The sequence below is a fragment of the Rhodoluna limnophila genome (assembly GCF_005845365.1).
GTDB classification, from domain to species: Bacteria; Actinomycetota; Actinomycetes; order Actinomycetales; family Microbacteriaceae; genus Rhodoluna; species Rhodoluna limnophila.
The window spans coordinates 1-21,126 of record NZ_CP040509.1 but is presented as its reverse complement, the minus strand read 5'-3'; the positions used below and the strand labels follow the sequence as shown (position 1 = coordinate 21,126).

The following is a 21,126-nucleotide window of genomic DNA, read 5'->3' as shown; positions in this document are numbered from 1 at the left end:
TAGACTGAAAATGTTTTTTATCAACGAGTGGAGCACGAATTGACTGAGCACCAGCGGGTTATCGCAGGCCGATACGAGGTAGGACACCTCATTGGTCGCGGTGGCATGGCAGATGTCTATGAGGGTGTTGACACCCGACTAGGCCGCACCGTTGCAATCAAGTTGCTCAAGTCTGATTTGGCCAACGACCCATCTTTCGAGGCACGCTTCCGCCAAGAGGCTCAGGCTTCGGCTCGTATGGCGCACCCAACCATCGTTCGTGTTTACGATGCCGGTGAAGAAGAAACCACCGACATCAACGGCAACCCACACAAGTTTCCGTTCATCATCATGGAGTACGTAAAGGGCCAGCTGCTTCGCGATCTTCTGCACGAACGCCGTCTAACTCTTCAAGAAACCCTGGACATTGCTTCGGGCGTACTTACCGCTCTCGAGTTCTCACACCGCGCCGGTGTGGTTCACCGTGACATCAAGTCGGCCAACATCATGCTCAACGAGGCCGGCCAGGTCAAGGTCATGGACTTCGGTATTGCCCGTGCCGTCTCTGACTCATCGGCAACCATGGCGCACACCAGCGGCATCGTGGGCACTGCTCAGTACTTCTCACCAGAGCAAGCCAAGGGTGAGACCGTAGACGCCAGAACAGACCTTTACTCAACCGGTGTTTTGCTTTACGAAATGCTCTGTGGTCGCCCTCCATTCAAGGGTGAGACCGCTGTTTCCGTTGCCTACCAGCACGTTTCAGAGGCAGTAATTCCGCCATCGCAGTTTGATCCAAGCGTCACTCCAGAAATGGACCAGGTTGTCATTCGTGCCCTAGCAAAAGACCGCGAAGAGCGCTTTCAGAGTGCTGAGGAATTCCGCGAGAACGTCTTGGCAGCAGCCAACGGTTCGCCAGCAACCATTGCTGCTCCAGTAATCGCTGCCCCAGAAACACCGATTGCTGAAGAGCCGGTTGTCGAGCCTGAGGTAGCACCTGAGCCAGAGGTCATCGCTGCCGAAGTACCTGGCACCGCAGAGGCATCGGTGCTAGAAAACTCATACGCCGACGACGATTTTGAAGCCTTGCTGGGTGAGTTTGCCTCAGACAAAACAGCCGTCATGCCGACCGCTCCTGAGCCTGAACGAGTAGCTGCTCCGGCACCTGCACCAGTGGCAGCAATGGCATCAGCATCTGGCCCATCGACCAACCCGTTTGACACCCTGGGAGTCACAATTCCGGCCAACACCGGCTCAACTCCGGCACCGCTATTTGCTGAGGTAAAGCGCCCTTCAAACGGAATGCTTTGGGGTATCAGCTCTGGAGTCGGTGTGGTTTTGATTGGTTTGCTGATTTGGCTTTTCTCAATCAGTTCAACGCCAGTTCCAATTCCTACCGATGTTGGCACCAAGGTTGCCGATGTTAGCAACCTGACCTACGACGTGGGCTATTCAACCCTTACCGACCAGGGTTTGATTGTCACCAAGATGTCTGAAACCAGTGACACTGTTCCGGTTGACACAATTATCCGCACCGATCCACCTGCGGGTACCAACGTGCCAGCAAACACCGTAATCACGGTCTACGTCTCGAGCGGTAAAAACACAGTCAAGGTTCCGGCCTTGGCCACAATGACCGAGGCTGAGGCAGCGGCTGCACTGGCAGCGGTAAAGCTCGAATTAGGTTCAATCACTCAGGCTCACAGCGCCACGGTTCCGGCCGGGATTGTCATTGAGTCAGACCCGGCGCTGAACAGTCAGGTACCTGAGGGCACCATCGTGAACCTCATCGTCTCTGATGGCAAGGTAATGGTTCCTGATGTAACCGGTCTAGGAATCGCTGAGGCTCGCTCGGCGATGTCTGCCCCAGACGTAGCGCTTCCATCAACTATCGGAACCATGGAACCGTGCACCGGAACTAAGGGCACCACGGTTATTGGCCAGTCGATTCCGGCAGGTGTAGCACCGCAGGGATCAGCAATTACCCTGTACGTGGAGTGTTTAGTAACCCAATAGGGCTTAGAAAGTAACCATTGGGCTGAGCGACTTAGCGCGCTCGGCAGCACCCTTTAGGCCAATTGACTCAAGCCAGTTGCCCAACATTTGGTAGCCGCCCTGGGTCATAACCGACTCTGGGTGAAACTGAACTCCGTAAATTGGCAGGCTCTTGTGCTGCAGACCCATAATCACGCCACCCTTTGAGTTCTCACCCTTTTCGGTGCGGCTGGTCACAATCAAGTCATCCGGAACTGTTGAATCTACAACCGCCAACGAGTGGTATCTGGTTGCGGTGAAGGAGTTCGGAACATCCTGGTAAATCAAAGAATTATCGTGGGCAACCTGAGAGGTTTTTCCGTGCATCAGTTCTTCCGCACTGGTCACGGTTGCGCCCATTGCCTCGGCGATGGACTGGTGACCTAGGCAAACGCCAAAAACCGGCTGGCCAGTCTGCAACGCCAGCTTGACTACCGGAATGCTTAGGCCGGCCTCGGCAGGAGTACCTGGGCCAGGGCTCAAAAGCACGGCGTCATACTTGGCAAGCAGGGCAGGCAGCTCTGACTCCGGCACGATGTCGTTGCGCAAAACCTCAGTCTCTGCACCAAGCTGCTGCAGATAACCGTTCAGCGTGTAAACAAAGCTGTCGTAGTTGTCGAGTACCAAAATCTTGACCATGTTGACTTAAGCCTACTTTGGAACTGCGAGCAATGCCGGTGTCCCGCTAGAATTGCCTCATGTCTGAAAAGAAAATCAAGGCGCCTAAGGTACAGGCCACCAACACTGAAGATCAGCCAAACCCAGCTTGGTTCAAGCCGGTCATGTTTGGTTTCATGCTGCTTGGCCTCATCTGGATCATCACCTACTACGTGACCAGCGCGCAGTTCCCACTTGGTGCAGGAACCCCGTGGAACCTAGAAAACTGGAACATTCTGATTGGTTTCGGCATTGCGATGGTTGGCTTCATGATGTCAACTCGCTGGAAGTAATCCAAGCCTAAAAATTAGAAAATCCCCCGATTGGCTGATGCCGGTTGGGGGATTTTTCTTTGACTTAGAGGGGTGCGGGCGTTTAGCCCATGAGCATGGTTTGCATGCGGTAAAAAGTTAGGGCCACAAACACCAAAACCACACCGATAGCCCCGATGAGCTGGGTGCTGCGTTGGTTGCGGTTGCGCGTGTTGGCATAAACGGCAGTCATCGCGCCACCGGCAAATAGTCCACCAAGGTGAGCCTGCCAACTGACGCCTGGCATGATGAAGCCAAAGACTAGGTTGATCGCAATGAGTCCAAGCAGGCTCTGAGATCTCTCGCCGACTGCGCGCAAAACCACAAAATAGGCTGCCATCAGACCAAAGACTCCGCCAGAGGCACCGATTACCCAGGTATCTGGGGTGTTAAGGTACATAACCGCTACCGAAGAGCCGAAAACAGAAATCAGCCAGACGGCTAGGAATCTGAGTCGTCCGAGCATCGGCTCAAGAATTGAACCAAAGATGTAAAGCGAGTACATGTTTAGCAACACGTGCAACGGGTTGGATTCGCTGTGTGCAAATCCAGCCGTAATCATGCGCCAAGGCTCGGTGTAAACCGAAAGTGGCACAAAGGCCAGCTGGCTAGTGAGGTTTGAACCCGGGAAAATCTGAAGCAGCCAGATGGCAAGGTTAAGCGAAACCAGCCCGAGGGTTACTCGGGCTGGTGAACGCTTAAAGATGTTTTTCAAGAAAAATTAGATCTTCTCGATGGTGATTGATTCGATGATTACGTCAACCAGTGGCTTGTCGCGACCGTCGGTCTCAACGCCTTCAATCTTGTCAACAACCTTCTTCGATACCTCGTCTGCAACCTCACCGAATACGGTGTGCTTGCCGAACAACCAGGTGGTCGGAGCGGTGGTGATGAAGAACTGTGAACCGTTGGTGCCTGGTCCGGCGTTTGCCATGGCCAACTTATAAGGCTCGTTGAAGTTCAATTCAGCGTTTATTTCGTCGCCAAACTGGTAGCCAGGGCCACCCATACCGGTGCCGGTTGGGTCTCCACCCTGAAGCATGAACTGAGAGATGATGCGGTGGAAGATCACGCCGTTGTATAGCGGCTTGTTGGTCTGAACCGCGCCGGTGCGAGGGTCGCGCCACTCGATAGAACCGGTTGCTAGACCCTCGAAGTTCTCGACAGTCTTAGGTGCGTGGTTTCCGAAAAGGTTGATTTTAATTGCGCCATGGTTTGTGTGAATGGTCGCTACAGAAGTGTGTGCAGTCATTCCTTTATTCTCTCACGGCAGCACTCTCTGGCAGACTAGTGAGATGGCAAAAAGGCGACCAGTTGGAGAGATGCTGGTTTCCGTTCAACTTGGTCGAGTTGTTCAAATTGATGCCGAAAAAGTCTCTCGCGGCACCTTTTTTACCACCGATGACCGCTGGCTGAATCAGCCGGTCAAAGAATTCTTGTCATTCGCATTTCTGGAGCAAACCTCAGGTGGCAAGAGAGCATCGGTGTTGGACCCTTTTGCCGGAGATGGCCACCTACTTGAAGTGCTTGCCGAGACCTATGGGGTGGAGACCAGAGGATTCGACATCGCCGGCGGACAATGGCCAGTAAACGATTCATTGAAGAAAGTGCCAAACCCAGAGCGCTCAGTGATCGTGACCAATCCCCCTTATTTGGCTAATCATTCGGCCAAGCGCAAAGGTGTCAATTCAATTGTTGCCAGCTATTTCAAGCAGGGTTACGACAATCTCTGGAAGCTGGCTTTGGACCGCTGCCTGGCCTCGGCAGACTATGTGGTGGCGATTTTGCCTGAAACCTTCTTGCTCTCGACCTTTCCTAAAGATCGGCTGGCAGTTATCTCAGTTATTGAGGGGCAGCTGTTTGATGACACCGATGCCCCTGCGCTGGTGGCTTGTTTTGGGCCGGCTACCGTTGCCGGCGCAGGATCGGTGTTTATAAACGAACGCCTGATTGGCTCGCTGGCCCAGATTATGGAATGCCGCGGTAAAGGTGGACGCCGCGGAAAACCAGCGCACTTCAACATTCCCGATGGACGAATTGGCCTGCGGGCGGTTGACGGCGCCGATGGAAATACCCCGATTGAGTTTCTGCTGGCCGAAGACTTTGATTACCCGCGCAGTCGTGTCAAGGTCAGTTCACGCCTGATGACCTACCTAGAGCTGCCGACCCTGAGTGATGCTGAGCTGCCGGGTTTTGTAATTCGAGCCAATCAGCTGCTCAACTCTATTCGCGTTGAATCACACGATTTGGTGTTGGCGCCATTCAAGGGAAACATGAAAAACGGGCGCCGCCGCCGCCGGCTTGATTATGAGCTGGCCCGCGAAATCATCGCGCGTTCACTTTAATGTTTTGTAATTCGAAGCACTTTGTCCTAACAAATAGGCATAAACTCTAACCATGAATTTGCCTACGCCAGAAATCATTGACCCAGCATCAGTCACCTCAATGCGCTGGGGCGTGATGGGTGCTGCCGGAATTGCCGAAGCTTTTGTATCGGGCGTACAGAAGCACACCAAGCAGCAAATTGTTGCCGTGGCCTCTCGCACACCGGGCAAGGCCGAGGCTTTTGCCGAACGGTTCGGCATTGAGTCACACGATAATTACGAGGATCTTCTGGCCCGCGAAGACATCGATGTTATTTACATTCCGACGCTGCCGACTCAGCACCGTGATCACGCGTTACAGGCAATCTCGGCTGGCAAGCACGTTTTGATTGAAAAACCCATTACCTTGGATGCTGCTGAAGCTGCCGAAATCTTTGCCGCAGCTAAGGCCGCTGGAGTTCTGGCGATGGAGGCTATGTGGACTCGTTACCTGCCTCAGTACGACATCATCCGCCAGTTGTTGGCCGATGAAACCCTTGGCGAAATCGAGATGGTGAACGTCAGCATGTGCCAGGCCAACCTAGAGGTTCCGCGCCTATGGAAAAAGGGCCACGGTGACCCATTTTTTGACATGGGTATTTATCCGGTCAGTTTTGCACAGAGTTTTCTGGGCAACCCAACCTCGATCACCGCGCAGGGCAAACTCAACGCCGACAAGATCGAAGAAGAGGTTTCGGTTCAGCTCGGTTATGCCAATGGCGCCCGCGCTTACATCTTGTTGTCTGCTCGCGCATCAATTCCGGCAGTTGGTCAAGTTGCCGGCACCAAAGCCAAGCTAACCGTTGGTCCAGAATTCTGCATTCCATCATCGGTGGCTCTTGCTGAGGTTGATTTTTATGCTGAAACTGAGGTTTGGAGGGACCCGAACCCAATTGGCCACGAAGGGCTGGCCTACCAAGCCACCGCCTTGGCTAGCTTTGTTGACCAGGGCTTACTTGAATCACCATTTGAATCACATGAGGACTCGATTGCCAACCTAAAGGTCTGTGAAGAGGTTATTCGCCTGATCGGCGCCGAGGTTGTGTAACCGCAATCATCAGGGCAACAAAACCAAGTAACGCCGGGAACACTCCAAGTTGGTCAATCGCCATCCAAATGTAGGTGCCGGCGGCCAGGGTTGAAGCTCCCATGATGATCGACCAAAGCTGACTTCCGGTTCCCATTCTCGAAACCAAACTGAGAATGACCGATCCAAAACCAAGCATGGTGAAGCTAATCACTGTGAACAGGGACATGTATGGGTCTGGCTGCATAACCTGATTATTTCCTATCTGGCTAGCCCAAAGCCATTAGTTGGCTAGCAGCTGCTGCATGTATTCAATCTCTGCAGTCTGCGAGGTGATGATTGCATCAGCCAGGGCACGAGCCTCGGCGTTGGCAGAATCCTTGATCATGCTGGTCATTTGAATGGCACCTTGGTGATGCTCAATCATCCCCTCAAGGTAAAGGCGGTCAAAATCAGCACCCTTGGCAGCCGCCAATTGCTCCATTTGCTCGTCACTTAGCATGCCACCCATGTCATGTCCCATATCGTGACCCATGTCGATAGATGCCCCGGCACCGTTCAGCCAAGCCGTCATCTGTTCAATCTCAGGAGCCTGTGCCCCCTTGATCTGCGCGGCCAAGTCAAGAATTACCTGGTTCTTAGTGTTGGTTTCAGCCAGTGTAGACATGTCAACGGCCTGTTGGTGGTGCGGAATCATCATCTGGGCAAACATGATATCCATGCCGCTAAAGTCTGTGGTTTCAGACTGCGATGACCCCTGCGGGGCATTGATGTTTACGGTGCAACCGGCCAAGGCGGTGACCGCAATCGAGGCGATTGATATTGCAACAACTACACGGCGTGAAAGTCTCATCTGGCAATTGCATCACAAATTACTGAAAGCTGACTGTGAGTGAAAGTTAGACTGCAGTGATGGACGTTTTGGGCACTGGATTTCTTACTGGGCTATCGCTGATCATGGCGATTGGAGCCCAAAACGCTTACGTCCTGCGGCAGGGTCTGGCCCGCAACCACGTTTTGATGGTGGTTCTGATTTGCTCGATCTCTGACGCTGCGTTGATTGCAGTCGGCATCGGTGGCTTTGGTGCGGTTATTCGTAGCCTTCCGGTTTTGCTGGTGATCATCAAGTGGGTTGGCGTGGCCTATCTTGCGTGGTTTGCGTTCAAATCCTTCCGGCAGGCCACTAAATCTGAGGTTTTGCTGCCATCACAAGAGGCCCCTAAGTCTGCGGCGGCGGTTGCCGGTGCGGTGGTTGGCTTCACTTTTCTAAACCCGCACGTTTATCTAGACACGGTTTTGTTCTTGGGCAGCATCGGGGCTCAGTTTGGCGAGGCTCGCTGGCTGTTTGGCATCGGTGCCGCAGTGGCTAGCGTGGTTTGGTTCTCAACCATCGGGTTCGGCGCGCGCGCTGCCTCAAAGCTCATGTCCAAGCCCGTGTTCTGGCGGGTCCTCGATGTTTTTATCGGTGTCGTAATGTTGGCTATTGCGGTTTCACTTGCCTTCACCGACCTAAGTTGATCAATACAAAACCAATCAAATGACAGGTATAGGCTTTAGCCATGACTTTTGCAGCTGATCTTTCACAGCGGGCCACGAAGGCGTGGCACATCACCATCCTGGTTTACTTCACTATTTTTGGCCTGACCTTTTCATCACTGATGGTTCGCTTGCCGCTGGTGCGTGAACTCGTTGATGTGACCACATCACAACTGGGCCTAATTTTGTTCTTCGGGTCGATTGGTTCAATTACCTCGGTCACTCTTGCGGGTCGGTTTATTGCCAGATTCGGCACCAAGATTGCCGTAATTACCGGCGTCACCATCGTCACCGCTGGTTTTGTTGGCCAGGTCTCTTTCATTGCCAACGGTAGCGCTGTGGGTTACGCCGTCTTTGCGCTGGTAGCCGGATTGGGTATGGGTATCGCCGATGTTGGCATCAACGTTGATGGCGCTGCTATTGAGTCGGCAACTGGAAAAACAGCGCTACCGAAAATGCACGCCGCGTTCTCAATTGGTTCGCTAGCAGGTGCTGGCATTGGCATTCTGGCAACGCAAACCAACTTCGATTTGTTCTGGCAGATCATCATTTTGAGCGCAATCACTATGGTGGTGCCGCTTACTACAGCGCGATTCTTGCCTGCCGGCAACGGCATCGAAGAGCGCCGCGAAAAGCTTGCCAAAGGGCAAAAGCCGCTTGAGCCGCGCTCAACCATCTGGAAAGACCGCCGGATTATCTTCTTGGCGATTGGAATCCTGGGCATCACGCTGGCTGAAGGTGCATCAAACGACTGGTTAACCATCGCACTGGTCGACGACTACCAAGAGACTGATGCAAACGCCGGCATCGCCTACGCAGTATTGCTGGGAGCGATGACCCTAACTCGCTTCTTTGGCGGAAACCTGGCCGACCGATTCGGTAAGGCGCGAACCCTTCAGGTGCTTGCCTTCGGTGGAATCATCGGCTTGCTGCTAATCATTTTTGGCGGCAATCTCTACCTGGCCTGGTTAGGCGCGATGCTTTGGGGTTGCGGTGTGGCACTTGGCTTTCCGCTTTATCTCTCGGCCGCAGGTCAGGGTGAAAACCCGGCGCGTAAAGTTGCCTTCGTGGCCAGCGCTGGTTACCTGGCCTTCTTGGTCGGGCCACCACTGCTCGGCTTTTTGGGTCAGGCCTGGGGAGTCACCAACATGTTCTTTGTGATTGTCGGTGCTTTAATCGTAACCTTCATCTTTGCTACCGGCGCAGGCAACACTAAGGGCGCAGGCTCAGGCCACTAAAAGCGGGTTCGCCTGCCAAGCCAAGCCATTTCAGTCGGCTTTGCGCTAACTATTCGTCTTGCGGTCGGCGACGAGCTGCTCCAAGTACTTCTTGATCTGATTCACTCTGATTAAAATCACAATCACGATTACTGGCAAGGCCAGCATGAATAGCACGAACGGCACAGCCAGAACGGCCCAAAGGGCGTCATAGGTAGTTGGCAAAATCGGGTTCATGATCGGCAACCTTATTTCTTAGTGAAGTAACCGGTGTCGCCAACCAAGACGGTGTTGTCTGCTGGTACCGGCGCTGAGGCAGCCTTGACGATCTCTTCGGCAAATTCTTCTACGTTGTAGAGCTTGCCGACAGCTTCTTTACGAGCATCGATGGCGCCTGGGTTTAGGCGGTCAAGCAGGGTAGCCGTCACGGTCCCCTCAATCATGTCTCCCGAAACCACTACAAACTCGATGCCCTTTTCGGTTAGCTCAGGAATCATGTCGCGAAGAGCGTCTTCGCCGGCGCGCTTGCTGAGAGCAACTGGCACGTACTCAGGCATGGTTGGAGTTTCGCGGATGAAGTGCGCCTGGTGGCTGGTGACGAACACAATGCGTGAGCCAGCGTTCATCAGTGGCAAAGCGGTCTTCACAAGGTTTACCTGTGCATCGCGGTTTAGCTTCATCGCGTAATCCTCGCCCTTGCCAGTCTCCATACCGCCAGAAGCGTTGAGAACCAAAAGGTCTAGGCCACCAAATTCAGCCTTTAGGGTTGCCGCCAAAGCGTCAATACTTGAGTAATCGGTTAGATCTGCACCAACCACGATGGCCTTGCCGCCGGCTTCGATGATCTGGTTTGCAATCTTTTCGGCGCGAACCACCTTGTCGCGGTAGTTGATGGCCACGGTTGCGCCCTGCGCAGCCAGCATCTGGGCAACTTGTGCGCCAATGCCTCGTGATGAACCAGATACAAAAGCGTGCTTACCAGCGAATGAGTTAGTCATGGCTCAAGTTTACTGATGGCAGAGGTTCCGGTGCTTCAGGAAAAGCTACGCGACTGACTCGAGTATTTTCAAATGTTTCTTAGCGACTATTCCCAAATGTTAACTTTCGTCTGAGAATGCAGACTACAAAAATAATCAGTGCAGCTGCCAGGCAGATGGGAGAAGCAGTTACCACACCAATCGATATCAGGTTGGTTCCTTGACCTTGGTCGACTCTGTAGGTGGCAAAATCAACAGCCCAAATTGGTAATAGATAACCGGACATTATCAGGGCCAGCCCCGCTAGGCGCACGGCCCAGAGAAGCGCTTGCCTGTCAGTACCCGGTCCAACCCTTCGTGTTACGAACTCCTGAGCAATCAGGACTGAAGTGCTAACAACTATCGCCATTATTATCCAGATTGCTAGGGACACGGAAACTGCCACCCAGTTGGCATTCGAAAGATTCGATGCGCCTGATTCTCTAAAACTCCAAGAGATGGCGGGCTCAATGATCGCGATGTTGAGAACACCCAAAATAATCAGGGCTAAAAGGGGTGCTCTCATCATATGGACTTTTCGTTGCCGATTCATATGAATCCCACTCCAGACAACCACCAGCAATGTGGCATTGTCACTTTTTAGATTTCTGCAGTGAACACCAGCGTAAAACAGCCCTTGCTGGCACGTGCAGTGTAAAAAAATGCCCCCCTAAATGGGAGGCATTTTATTTTTGGTGGAGATTAGGGGGGTCGAACCCCTGACCCCCTGCTTGCAAAGCAGGTGCTCTACCAACTGAGCTAAATCCCCGGGTCTTGGTGCTTTGAATCTTTGTGTTTCTGCGGTTCAGAACCTTCTTTTGGTGAAGAAGCTTCCTGGTGGGCCTAGGAGGACTTGAACCTCCGACCTCTTCATTATCAGTGAAGCGCTCTAACCACCTGAGCTATAGGCCCGTAGAACCTCTATGACTTTACACGAATTTATTTATGAGTGCAAAGTCACAGAAGAACTTAGTTACTGGTCGTTGGTAAAACCAACTGAGATTCCGCCGGTTAGACGAGCAATCACGTTGTAAATTGCTGCAGAAATACCGGTTAGCAGGGTTCCGATCACAATGTTGAACAGTGCTGTAGTGATGGCAAATGACATCACTCGTGGCAAGCTCAGCTGCTCGGCAACGTTTACGCCCGCCTCAGTTGTGCCGCTTCCGCCACCGATGATTCCGTTGATTAGCGTGCTCAAGCTACCGAACAATCCGGTGCTGCTGACCACAAGCCAGATCAAGAAAAAACCAACAATCATGGCAATGCCAGTGGCAATGGTGACTAGCAGGCCTGCCTTAACAGCTGACCAGAAGCCAATTTGAACCAGCTTCAGCTTTACCTGCTTTGGCGCCGGACCGGTTGCGCGCGATGCGGCGCTCTTGGCTGCGGCCTTTAGGCGTTCTTTCATTCAGCTGCTCCTTCAGTGGCTACTTCGGCGGCTTCAACTTCGTCATCGCCGGCAATCTCATTCGACTCTAGATTGCGTTCGGTGTTTTTCGCTAGTCCGAGAATTACGTCATCCTCTTCGAATCGAGCAAAGACAACACCCATGGTGTCACGGCCCTTGGCTGGAACCTCGTTCACAGCTGAACGAACCACCTTGCCGCTGGCTAGAACTACAAGAACTTCGTCATCTTCGGCAACGATGATTGCGCCAACTAGGTCTCCGCGCTTTTCTTCAAGCTTGGCTACCTTGATACCCAAACCACCGCGGTTTTGCGGGCGGTACTGAGAAACCTCGGTGCGCTTGGCGTATCCGCCTTCAGTAACCACAAATACAAAGGCTTCGTCAGCGTCATTGATCACGCTTGCAGAAAGTAGGTGGTCACCCTCGCGGAAGTTCATACCGATGTTTCCTGAAGTGTCGCGGCCCATTGGTCGCAGCATTTCATCGCTGGCTGAGAATCGGATCGACATACCCTTGTGAGAAACGAGCAGTAGGTCGTCTGCCTCAGATGCCAACATCGCTGAGACCAGTTCGTCACCTTCACGAAGTTTGATCGCGATGATTCCGCCGGTTCGCGCAGTGTCATAGGCATCGAGAGAGGTCTTCTTGACCAAACCGTCACGGGTGGCAAGTACGAGATATGGTGCTTGCTGGTAGTCCTTAAGGTCAAGAACCTGGGCAATCTGTTCATCAGGCTGAAGGGCAAGCAGGTTAGCAACGTGCTGTCCCTTGGTGTCGCGGCCACCTTCAAGAACCTCATAGGCCTTGGTGCGGTAAACGCGGCCCTTGTTTGTGAAGAACAACAACCAGTGGTGGGTTGTGGTCACAAAGAAGTGCTCAACAACGTCATCGGCACGAAGGTTGGCTCCCTTAACGCCCTTACCGCCGCGGTGTTGCTGGCGGTAGTTGTCACTCTTGGTGCGCTTAATGTAGCCACCGCGGGTGAGAGAGATAACCATTTCCTCTTCAGGAATCAGGTCTTCGACTGAAACATCGCCGTCGAAACCAGCAATGATTGCGCTTCGGCGGTCATCTCCGTGCTTTGCCACAACTTCATCGAGTTCTTCACTGATGATGGTGCGCTGGCGAACTGGGTCGGCGATGATTGCCTTGAAGTCAATGATCTGAGCCTCAAGCTCGGCTGCTTCATCAATGATTTTCTGGCGTTCAAGGGCTGCAAGCTGGCGCAACTGCATGTTCAGAATTGCACGTGCCTGCAGTTCATCGATGCTCAGCAAGGCCATCAAGCCTTCGCGTGCGTCTTCAACGTTGGCGCTCTTGCGAATCAAAGCAATTACGGCGTCGAGTGCGTCGAGAGCCTTTAGGTAACCACGCAAAATGTGGGCACGCTCTTCAGCCTTACGCAGACGGAACTGGGTGCGGCGAACAATAACCTCAACCTGGTGCTCAACCCAGTTGCTGATAAAGCCATCAAGACTCAAGGTACGCGGAACACCATCAACCAGAGCCAGCATGTTTGCGCTGAAGTTCTCTTGCAACGGGGTCAGCTTGTAAAGGTTGTTCAAAACAACGCGGGCAACAGCGTCTTTCTTGAGCACAATTACCAAGCGCTGACCGGTACGGCCTGAGGTTTCGTCACGGATGTCGGCGATGCCCTGAAGGCGGCCTTCCTTGACCAAGCCGGCAATCTTTTCTGCCAAGTTGTCAGGGTTTACCTGGTAAGGCAGCTCGGTTACAACCAAACAGGTGCGGCCGTGCAGCTCTTCAACATTGATGATTGCGCGCATGGTGACCGAGCCACGACCGGTGCGGTACGCCTCTTCGATTCCCTTGCGGCCAAGAATGTGTGCGCCGGTTGGGAAGTCTGGGCCCTTGATGCGCTCGATCAATGCCTCAAGCAGTTCTTCGCGGGTTGCCTCTGGGTTCTTTAGGTACCACTGAGCACCATCGGCTACTTCACGAAGGTTGTGAGGTGGAATGTTGGTGGCCATACCAACCGCGATACCGATTGATCCGTTGACCAGTAGGTTCGGGATGCGGCTCGGTAGAACGGTTGGTTCCTGGGTGCGGCCATCGTAGTTGTCCTGGAAATCAACGGTTTCTTCGTCGATGTCGCGAACCATCTCCATGGCCAAAGGAGCCATGCGGCACTCGGTGTATCGAGGTGCAGCGGCAGGGTCGTTACCCGGTGAACCAAAGTTTCCTTGGCCTGAGATTAGTGGGTAGCGAAGGTTCCAGTCCTGAGTAAGTCGTACCATGGTGTCGTAAATCGCGCTGTCACCGTGTGGGTGGTACTGACCCATAACGTCTCCGACAACGCGCGAGCACTTTGAGAACTGCTTGTCTGGGCGGTAACCGCCATCAAACATTGCATAGATAACGCGGCGGTGAACTGGCTTCAGGCCATCGCGAACGTCTGGAAGGGCGCGGCCCACGATAACGCTCATTGCGTAGTCGAGGTAGCTGCGCTGCATTTCGACCTGAAGGTCGACCTGCTCAATATTGTCGATTAGTCCACTTGCATTGGTGGTTTCGTCAGCCATGATGTCTCTTCTCTAAATCTTTCGTCGGTGTCGGCGGCCTAGATGTCTAGGAAGCGGACATCCTTTGCGTTCTGCTGAATGAATGAGCGGCGAGCATCTACGTCTTCACCCATCAGGGTTGAGAAAACCTCATCAGCCAGGGCTGCATCTTCGAGAGTTACCTGAAGCAAGGTGCGCTTGTCTGGGTCCATGGTGGTGTCCCAAAGTTCGTCATAGTCCATCTCACCCAAACCCTTGTAACGCTGGATGGCGTTTTCTTTAGGAATACGCTTGCCAGCTGCAGCGCCATCTGCCAGGGCCTTGTCACGCTGGGCATCTGAGTAAACGTATTGGTGCTCTGAGTTTGACCACTTGATCTTGAATAGTGGTGGCTGTGCCAAGTAAACGTATCCGTGCTCGATAAGTGGGCGCATGTAGCGGAACAGCAGGGTCAGAATCAGGGTGCGGATGTGCAGGCCGTCAACATCGGCGTCGGCCATCAAAATGCACTTGTGGTAGCGGGCCTTAGAGACGTCAAATTCTTCACCGATGCCGGTACCGAAAGCTGTGATGATTGCCTGAACCTCGGCGTTGCCGAGGGCACGATCTAGGCGCGCTTTCTCGACGTTCAAGACCTTACCGCGGAGAGGCAAAATTGCCTGAGTCTCTGGGTTGCGGCCACGAACGGCTGAACCACCCGCTGAGTCACCCTCAACTAGGTAGATTTCTGAAAGTTCTGGCTTGCGGCTTGAGCAGTCGCGAAGCTTGCCCGGCATACCGCCAGACTCAAGCAATCCCTTGCGGCGGGTAGCCTCGCGAGCCTTGCGGGCTGCGTGGCGAGCAGTGGCAGCCTGAATTGCCTTACGAATAATGTCTTTGGCAACGTTTGGGTTGCGGCCAAGCCAGTCGCCTAGCTCTTCGTTGACCACACGCTGAACAAAGGCCTTGGCCTCGGTGTTGCCCAGCTTGGTCTTGGTCTGGCCCTCAAACTGAGGCTCAGAAAGCTTTACCGAGATCACGCAAGTTAGGCCTTCGCGGCAGTCGTCACCAGACAGGTTCTCGTCTTTTTCCTTGAGCAGGTTCTTCTCTCGTGCGTATTTATTTAGCAGCGATGTAAGTGCGGCGCGGAAGCCCTCTTCGTGGGTTCCACCCTCGTGAGTGTTGATGGTGTTTGCGTAGGTGTGGACGCTCTCGTTGTAGGCGTTGGTCCACTGCATGGCAATCTCAACCGACATGTTCTTCTCTTTGGTCTCTGACTCAAAAGAGATGATTTCTTCGTTGACGATTTCGTTTTTCTTTGAAACGTTGAGGTACTCAACGTAGTCGCGAAGACCGTTTTCGTAGTGATAGGTGTCGGTCCGGCCGGTGCGCTCGTCTTCTAGTGAGATGCGCAGGCCCTTGTTCAAGAAGCACATCTGCTGGAAGCGGGCACGGAGGGTCTCGTAGTCGTACTCTACGGTTTCAAAAATTTCTGGGCTGGCCAAAAACTCAATCTGGGTTCCGGTGTAATCAGCTGGCTTACCCTTGGCAAGCGGGGCATCAGGCACACCAATCTTGTAGCTCTGGTTCCACAAGAAACCTTCGCGGGCAACCTGAACCCGTAGCTGAGTAGAAAGTGCGTTTACCACCGATGCACCCACACCGTGAAGACCACCTGAAACTGCGTAGCCACCACCACCGAACTTACCGCCGGCGTGAAGAATGGTCAGAACAACCTGAACGGTTGAGATTCCCTCGGTTGGGTGGGTAGACACCGGAATACCGCGACCGTTGTCTTTTACGCGGATCCAGCCGTCTTTGGTAATGGTGACGTTGATGGTGTCACAGTACCCAGCCAGTGCCTCGTCAACAGAGTTGTCAACGATTTCGTAAACCAAGTGGTGCAAACCACGCGGGCCGGTAGAACCGATGTACATGCCGGGGCGCTTGCGCACTGCTTCTAGGCCCTCGAGGACCTGGATATTTCCGGCTTCGTAAGTGCTGTCAGACATATTCGGTTTTACTCCTTATTCGCGTGGTTAGGCCCGGTGAAATGCGGCTTCAGTAGACGACTGATATTCGGGGTAACTAACTATCAAGAAGTCTACCTTTTTGGCCTGACAAAACCCTGTATTTGTGCGTTGTGTCGAGAACCAAAAACCGCGCCGTAGCGCGGATTAAGGGCCAATCAGGATGGGGTTTAATCACCCAAAAACGGGGGTTATCCGTAGGTGTCTCTCGGGCCTCTTCCGGGCACCGATCGAGGGCCCTTTTTCCAACTCGGAGCATCCGGCCCCAACAGCTTCAAACTTGTAATTTCAAGCTTCGGAAAAGCAGCTCTAATTTGCTCTAAAAGTTGAGTCTGCATGAGTCTCAATTGGGTGGCCCAGGCGGTTGACTTGCACCTAATTGTCAGTACCCCGTTGATTAGTGCCTCTGGCTGAGAGCTGGCAGCGTTAGTTTCGCCAACCACGGTGGCCCAATTATTGAATAGATCGGCCTCTGAAAGCTGACTTTCCCAGCGGAATGACTTTAAGAGTCCCTCGATAGAGTCTCCGGCGGCAATGATGTCCCGCCCCTTCTCAAAAGGACGAGAGTTTTTGGCGTTTTCTTTTTCGGCAATGCGCTTGGCTTCGCGGCTCAGCCTTCCGGTAACGGCCTCGCGCATTCTCCAATAGAACTCCTGGGCAAAATCTCTTTTATCCACCGGCTACCGTGCCCGAAATTACATTAAATACTGTGGCCTGAAGGGCCTTTGGGATGTCCTCAGCTACGGCCGCGGTAATCAAAACCTGCTCGTTATTGGCTACCATTCCGGCCAATCGCTCTCGTCGCCCAGAGTCCAATTCGGCAAACACGTCATCCAAAATCAAAATTGGGTCGCCAGATCTGGTTTCGGCGCGCAGCAGCGCAATTGAAGCCAATCTCAATGCCAGGGCGTAAGACCAAGATTCCCCGTGGCTTGCATACCCTTTGGCCGGTAAGTCTCCCAGCATCAATACCAAGTCATCGCGGTGCGGGCCAACTAATGTAATTCCCCGCTCCAGCTCTTTTGGCCGAACGAATGACAACTTTTTGCTGTACAGCTCGGTTATTTCCGTTCGATCAGAGGTGTTGATGTACTCCAAATCTTCAGAGTCTTCATCAAACTGCACAATTGCGGCACCCAATAGAGATGATTTGACCAAAATCCTTGGCTCGTTGTTTGCAATCGCTATGGATTGGTATGCCTCAAAAAGGTGTGGGCGCAATCTTTCAATCAGGTCCAGCCTTGCGGCAATAATTTCAGATCCGTAAGAAACCAATGATGCATCCCAGGCATCCAGTGTGCTCAGAGCCGAACCTTTGGTTCCGGTTTGTCTGGCGGTTTTTAGAAGAGTGTTTCTTTGTTTCAGCACACGCTCATAATCTGAATAAACACCGGCAAATCTTGGCCACACCTGAATTACAAGTTCGTCGATAAAAGCGCGTCGATTACTTGGATCACGCTTCACGATGTCTAGGTCTTCTGGGGCGAATGTAACAGAATTTACAAACCCAAGGATGTCGCGCACTTTAGGGGCGGGTGATTTATTGATTCGGGCCTTATTGGCAGAATCCCGGTTGATTTCAAGTTCGATTAGTACATCGCGCTCATCAAAACTTGCCATAGCCCGGATGACCGCCTGGCTTTGGTTTTGTTGAATCAGCGGAAGGTAGCCCGCAACTCTGTGGCTACTGATTGTTGATAAATAGCGGATTGCCTCAACCAGATTGGTCTTGCCCTGGCCATTTGGTCCAACCAGTAGGTTGACGCCTTGCGAAAGCGAAAGCTCTGCACTTTTGTAATTACGAAATTGGGCGAGCGAAAGATGCTTTATGTACATCTAACGCCCGCCCTTTTCTAATTCTTGTAATTCAGCCTTTTGTTTTAGTGCCTAGCGAACCAAAAGGTTTGGCTGAAGCAGGTAACGGTAGCTGTCAGAGTCGGTCTTTTCTTTTGATCCGTGGCTAGAAATCAGAACCGGACCCGGTTTGTTTGGGTTGTCGTTGTTGGTGAATGCAATTTTCACAAATTCTCCGTGAACACCGGCTAGGCCATCAATCAAGAACTGCGGCTTGAGCGAAACAACAATTTCTTTTCCGGTTAGCTCGGCATTGATGTTTTCAGACGCCTGAGCAGTTTCATTGCCGGTGGCCTCCAATGAAAGCTCACCCTCGTTGAAGCTGTATCGAAGTGGGCTCTCGCGCTCAAGAACTAGAGCTACTCGACGGGTTGAATCAACTAGATCACCAGTAGAAACAACGGCAAAGTTATCGATGTCAGTTGGGAACAAGCTCTTTACCGGCGGAAAGTTGCCCTTGAGTAGCAATGAAGTCACTGATCTGTTGTTTGCCTTGAAAGCAATCATTTCGCGATCGTCAGTCTTAGCAATTGCAATAGAAATTTCACCCTGGTTACCAAATGTCTTAGCAACTTCTTGCAAAGTTCTTGCTGGTACCAGTGCTACTGATCCGGCGCCTGATGGGCTTGCTACCCAGGCTGCTTCTCGCAGTGCAACGCGGTAGCGGTCGGTTGCAACAAAAGAAATTGACTTTTCGCCGGTTTCTAGCTGAACACCGGTCAATACCGGAGTTACGTCATCCTTTGAAGCGGCAACAGCCACTTGGTGAACGGCATCGGCAAAAGCTTCGCCAGAAATGGTGCCTGAAATAGCTGGAATTTCAGGAAGCGTTGGGTATTCCTCAACCGGCATGGTCAAAAGTGAGAACTTGGTTGATCCACATGAAACGGTGACTTTTGAACCGTCGGTGGCAAATTCAACCGGTGCATTAGGTAGTTTGCTGGCAATTTCAGAAAGCAAACGGCCTGAAACCAAAACTCGTCCTGAGGTTTCTACCTTGGCAACGATTTCTGCCTGGGCTGATACTTCGTAGTCAAACACCGATAGACGAAGTGCGTTGGCATCTGCCTCGATCAGGATTCCGCCAAGAATTGGCAAAGTGGTGCGCTGAGGCAAAAGGCGGACAGCAAAAGAAACAGCTTCGCTGAGCACGTCTTTGTTGACTTGGAACTTCAAGGTTTACCTCAAATCTGCGCATCTTTGAGCGCAATAGTTTCTAGTCCTCAATCTTGGCACATTTATGCCCTAAAACCTTTGGTTTCAAGCCTCTGCACACCGATTGGTGTTTACCCCAAGAGTTATGAATCTGTCTAAATCTTTAAATATTTAAAACAACATTATTAACACCTGTGGAAAATGTGGATAACTGGCAACTTCTCAATGTTTCTCACGAAACTACAACCGTGTTAGATGTTTATACACTTGTGGATTATTCTGTGGATAACTTGACCGCCTGTGAGTTGTAATTTTTGTCATCACAACTCCAGCGTCCGTATTGCACTGTTAATTGCTAGTTATCCGGACTTATCCACAGACATGTTCATATGTTTATTTCTCCACATTTTTGTGGATTAATCACCCAAGTGATCCTTAAATGACAAAACCACCCAAGTTTTTGAGTGGTGGTTGAGCCGGAGTAATTACTTTCTGTGGTTACTAACCCTTTGATGCAGTCTTGATACGAGCAATGATCTCGGTTACCTGGTTATAGACGTAGCGGCGTTCATTCATGAATTCGGTAATTTTGCGCTGGGCATACATCACAGTGGTGTGATCACGGCCACCAAATAGCTGGCCAATTTTTGGCAGTGAAAGGTTGGTTTGCTCACGGCAGATGTACATTGCAATTTGTCTTGCCAATGCAATTGCTGCGATGCGTGAGGAGCCGTAAAGGTCATCTGGGGTGATTTTGTAATACGCGGCAACTGCATTGATGATCTCAATCGGTGCAATTACCTGGTCTGAACCCACTGGAACAATGTCTTTTAGAACTGTCTGAACCAGCTGCATGTCAACCTTTTGGCGGTTTAGAGCAGCAAAAGCGTTTACACGGATCAAAGTACCTTCGAGCTCACGGATGTTTGAAGAAACTCGAGCCGCCATGTACTCGATGATGTCGTCGTCAACGCGAAGTTTGTCATTCTCAGCCTTCTTACGAAGGATTGCGATGCGGGTTTCGAGCTCTGGAGTCTGAATGTCAGTGAGAAGACCCCACTCAAACCTAGAAACCATGCGGTCTTCAAAGCCAGTTAGTTGCTTTGGAGGAAGGTCAGAGGTAATTACAACCTGTTTGTTGTGATCATGCAGGGTGTTGAAAGTGTGGAAAAACGCCTCTTGGGTCTGATCTTTACCCTGCAAAAACTGAATGTCGTCGATTAGAAGAACATCGATGTCACGGTACTCAGCTTGGAACATGCCAGTGCGGTTGTTTTGAATGGCGTTGATGAAGTCGTTCGTGAACTCTTCACTGGATACGTAGCGGACCTTGATTCGTGGGTAAAGGTTCAATGCGTAGTGGCCAATGGCATGCAGCAGGTGGGTTTTACCCAGCCCTGAATCACCATAGATAAATAGCGGGTTGTAGGCCTTGGCCGGTGCTTCGGCTACTGCAAATGAAGCTGCGTGGGCAAATCTATTTGACCCACCTGTAACAAAGTTATCGAAGGTGTACTTAGGGTTTAGCCGAGTTTCGAATCCAGATGTTGTCGCCGGGCCAGTGGATACAGAATCTGGAAAAGTAACTGGAGTTCCGGCTGGGTTTAGAGGCGGCCAGTTTGACTCAGGCGTAACTGCCGGAGTTGCCGGAACAAAATTTGCCTCGATATCTGGATTCACTACGGTTGCAAAGTTAATTGGCCCGCCGAATTCAGCGTTTATTGCCATGGCCTCTTGGATGAAGGGGCGCATACGCTGCTGGATCATTTCGCGGGTTAGTTCGTTTGGAACCTCTAGATAGAGAGTTTCGCCAAGAACACCTTTTGGCTCAACCAGGCTCAAGAAGCCCAGGAGCTGAGGGGTTAGGCGTTCATCGTTGTTGAGTTTGGTAATCAGCGAGTGCCACAAACCTGTGACTACATCTGCTTCTGCCATCTCAAACGCCTTCTTCTGCAACCGGCTGATTGCCAGTAAATCATTACCCTACGCCAAGTTTTCCACAAGGTTATCCACTATGTGAATAATGTGTGGATAA

Annotated in this window: 20 protein-coding genes and 2 tRNA genes; 6 read left to right on the top strand and 16 right to left on the bottom strand. The window is 52.1% G+C overall.

The window, feature by feature from the left end; all coding sequences use genetic code 11:
* The first annotated feature begins 39 nt into the window (after positions 1 to 39).
* A complete protein-coding gene (locus FFA38_RS00105) occupies positions 40 to 1,995 on the top strand; it encodes a protein kinase domain-containing protein (RefSeq protein ID WP_138314950.1) in 1,956 nt (651 codons plus the stop codon).
* 3 nt (positions 1,996 to 1,998) lie between these two features.
* Here the strand turns inward: FFA38_RS00105 and FFA38_RS00100 are convergent, their stop codons facing one another.
* Complete coding sequence (locus FFA38_RS00100) at positions 1,999 to 2,652, bottom strand: anthranilate synthase component II (RefSeq protein WP_138314948.1); 654 nt, start codon at positions 2,650 to 2,652, stop codon at positions 1,999 to 2,001.
* Between the two features lie 59 nt (positions 2,653 to 2,711).
* Here FFA38_RS00100 and FFA38_RS00095 point away from each other — a divergent pair, with 59 nt between their 5' ends.
* Positions 2,712 to 2,963 carry a cell division protein CrgA gene (locus FFA38_RS00095; RefSeq protein WP_138274788.1) on the top strand — a complete coding sequence of 84 codons (252 nt, stop codon included), beginning with the start codon at positions 2,712 to 2,714 and terminating at the stop codon, positions 2,961 to 2,963.
* Between the two features lie 82 nt (positions 2,964 to 3,045).
* Here FFA38_RS00095 and FFA38_RS00090 read toward each other — a convergent pair whose 3' ends face one another.
* Both FFA38_RS00090 and FFA38_RS00085 read right to left on the bottom strand, forming a co-directional pair.
* On the bottom strand, positions 3,046 to 3,696 hold the full coding sequence (locus FFA38_RS00090) for a rhomboid family intramembrane serine protease (protein ID WP_138314946.1): 651 nt from the start codon (positions 3,694 to 3,696) through the stop codon (positions 3,046 to 3,048).
* A gap of 6 nt (positions 3,697 to 3,702) precedes the next feature.
* On the bottom strand, positions 3,703 to 4,233 hold the full coding sequence (locus FFA38_RS00085) for a peptidylprolyl isomerase (protein WP_138274786.1): 531 nt from the start codon (positions 4,231 to 4,233) through the stop codon (positions 3,703 to 3,705).
* A gap of 43 nt (positions 4,234 to 4,276) precedes the next feature.
* Between FFA38_RS00085 and FFA38_RS00080 the strand changes: the two genes are divergently transcribed.
* The gene (locus tag FFA38_RS00080) at positions 4,277 to 5,326 is read left to right on the top strand and encodes a TRM11 family methyltransferase (protein ID WP_138314944.1); all 1,050 of its coding nucleotides are present in this window, start codon (positions 4,277 to 4,279) and stop codon (positions 5,324 to 5,326) included.
* Positions 5,327 to 5,378: 52 nt separating this feature from the next.
* Positions 5,379 to 6,392, top strand: a complete 1,014-nt coding sequence (locus tag FFA38_RS00075; RefSeq protein ID WP_138314942.1) for a Gfo/Idh/MocA family protein — start codon at positions 5,379 to 5,381, stop codon at positions 6,390 to 6,392.
* On the opposite strand, the gene FFA38_RS00070 is transcribed toward FFA38_RS00075, so the two are convergent.
* Positions 6,361 to 6,618, bottom strand: a complete 258-nt coding sequence (locus tag FFA38_RS00070) for a hypothetical protein (protein WP_138314940.1) — start codon at positions 6,616 to 6,618, stop codon at positions 6,361 to 6,363. The genes FFA38_RS00075 and FFA38_RS00070 overlap by 32 nt on opposite strands.
* A 36-nt stretch (positions 6,619 to 6,654) precedes the next feature.
* Positions 6,655 to 7,224 carry a DUF305 domain-containing protein gene (locus FFA38_RS00065; RefSeq protein ID WP_138314938.1) on the bottom strand — a complete coding sequence of 190 codons (570 nt, stop codon included), beginning with the start codon at positions 7,222 to 7,224 and terminating at the stop codon, positions 6,655 to 6,657.
* Between the two features lie 59 nt (positions 7,225 to 7,283).
* On the opposite strand from FFA38_RS00065, the gene FFA38_RS00060 reads away from it, so the two are divergent.
* A complete protein-coding gene (locus tag FFA38_RS00060; RefSeq protein ID WP_138314936.1) occupies positions 7,284 to 7,889 on the top strand; it encodes a LysE/ArgO family amino acid transporter in 606 nt (201 codons plus the stop codon).
* Between the two features lie 41 nt (positions 7,890 to 7,930).
* Positions 7,931 to 9,145 (top strand): MFS transporter, encoded by a 1,215-nt coding sequence (locus FFA38_RS00055; protein ID WP_138314932.1) that lies wholly within the window; start codon positions 7,931 to 7,933, stop codon positions 9,143 to 9,145.
* A 45-nt stretch (positions 9,146 to 9,190) separates the two neighbouring features.
* Here the strand turns inward: FFA38_RS00055 and FFA38_RS06865 are convergent, their stop codons facing one another.
* The 11 genes from FFA38_RS06865 to dnaA all read right to left on the bottom strand — a co-directional run bounded on the left by FFA38_RS06865 (position 9,191) and on the right by dnaA (position 21,026).
* Positions 9,191 to 9,361, bottom strand: a complete 171-nt coding sequence (locus FFA38_RS06865) for a hypothetical protein (protein WP_172955968.1) — start codon at positions 9,359 to 9,361, stop codon at positions 9,191 to 9,193.
* Between the two features lie 11 nt (positions 9,362 to 9,372).
* Entirely contained in the window at positions 9,373 to 10,122 is a 750-nt protein-coding gene (locus tag FFA38_RS00050) for an SDR family oxidoreductase (protein WP_138314930.1), read from the bottom strand.
* Positions 10,123 to 10,833: 711 nt separating this feature from the next.
* Positions 10,834 to 10,909 (bottom strand) — tRNA-Ala (locus FFA38_RS00045).
* Positions 10,910 to 10,975: 66 nt separating this feature from the next.
* Positions 10,976 to 11,052: transfer RNA gene (locus FFA38_RS00040), tRNA-Ile, on the bottom strand.
* Positions 11,053 to 11,113: 61 nt separating this feature from the next.
* Positions 11,114 to 11,551, bottom strand: coding sequence for a DUF3566 domain-containing protein (locus tag FFA38_RS00035; RefSeq protein WP_138314928.1), 438 nt, complete (start codon positions 11,549 to 11,551; stop codon positions 11,114 to 11,116).
* Entirely contained in the window at positions 11,548 to 14,094 is a 2,547-nt protein-coding gene (gene gyrA / locus FFA38_RS00030) for a DNA gyrase subunit A (RefSeq protein ID WP_138314926.1), read from the bottom strand. Before gyrA ends, FFA38_RS00035 begins: the two co-directional genes overlap by 4 nt.
* 38 nt (positions 14,095 to 14,132) lie before the next feature.
* The gene (gene gyrB, locus FFA38_RS00025) at positions 14,133 to 16,064 is read right to left on the bottom strand and encodes a DNA topoisomerase (ATP-hydrolyzing) subunit B (RefSeq protein ID WP_138314924.1); all 1,932 of its coding nucleotides are present in this window, start codon (positions 16,062 to 16,064) and stop codon (positions 14,133 to 14,135) included.
* A gap of 209 nt (positions 16,065 to 16,273) precedes the next feature.
* The gene (locus tag FFA38_RS00020) at positions 16,274 to 16,720 is read right to left on the bottom strand and encodes a DciA family protein (protein WP_138274775.1); all 447 of its coding nucleotides are present in this window, start codon (positions 16,718 to 16,720) and stop codon (positions 16,274 to 16,276) included.
* 31 nt (positions 16,721 to 16,751) lie between these two features.
* Positions 16,752 to 17,918 (bottom strand): DNA replication/repair protein RecF, encoded by a 1,167-nt coding sequence (gene recF, locus FFA38_RS00015; RefSeq protein WP_138314922.1) that lies wholly within the window; start codon positions 17,916 to 17,918, stop codon positions 16,752 to 16,754.
* 51 nt (positions 17,919 to 17,969) lie between these two features.
* Entirely contained in the window at positions 17,970 to 19,112 is a 1,143-nt protein-coding gene (gene dnaN, locus FFA38_RS00010; RefSeq protein ID WP_138274773.1) for a DNA polymerase III subunit beta, read from the bottom strand.
* Positions 19,113 to 19,592: 480 nt separating this feature from the next.
* Positions 19,593 to 21,026, bottom strand: coding sequence for a chromosomal replication initiator protein DnaA (gene dnaA, locus FFA38_RS00005; RefSeq protein WP_138314909.1), 1,434 nt, complete (start codon positions 21,024 to 21,026; stop codon positions 19,593 to 19,595).
* Positions 21,027 to 21,126 lie beyond the last annotated feature (100 nt).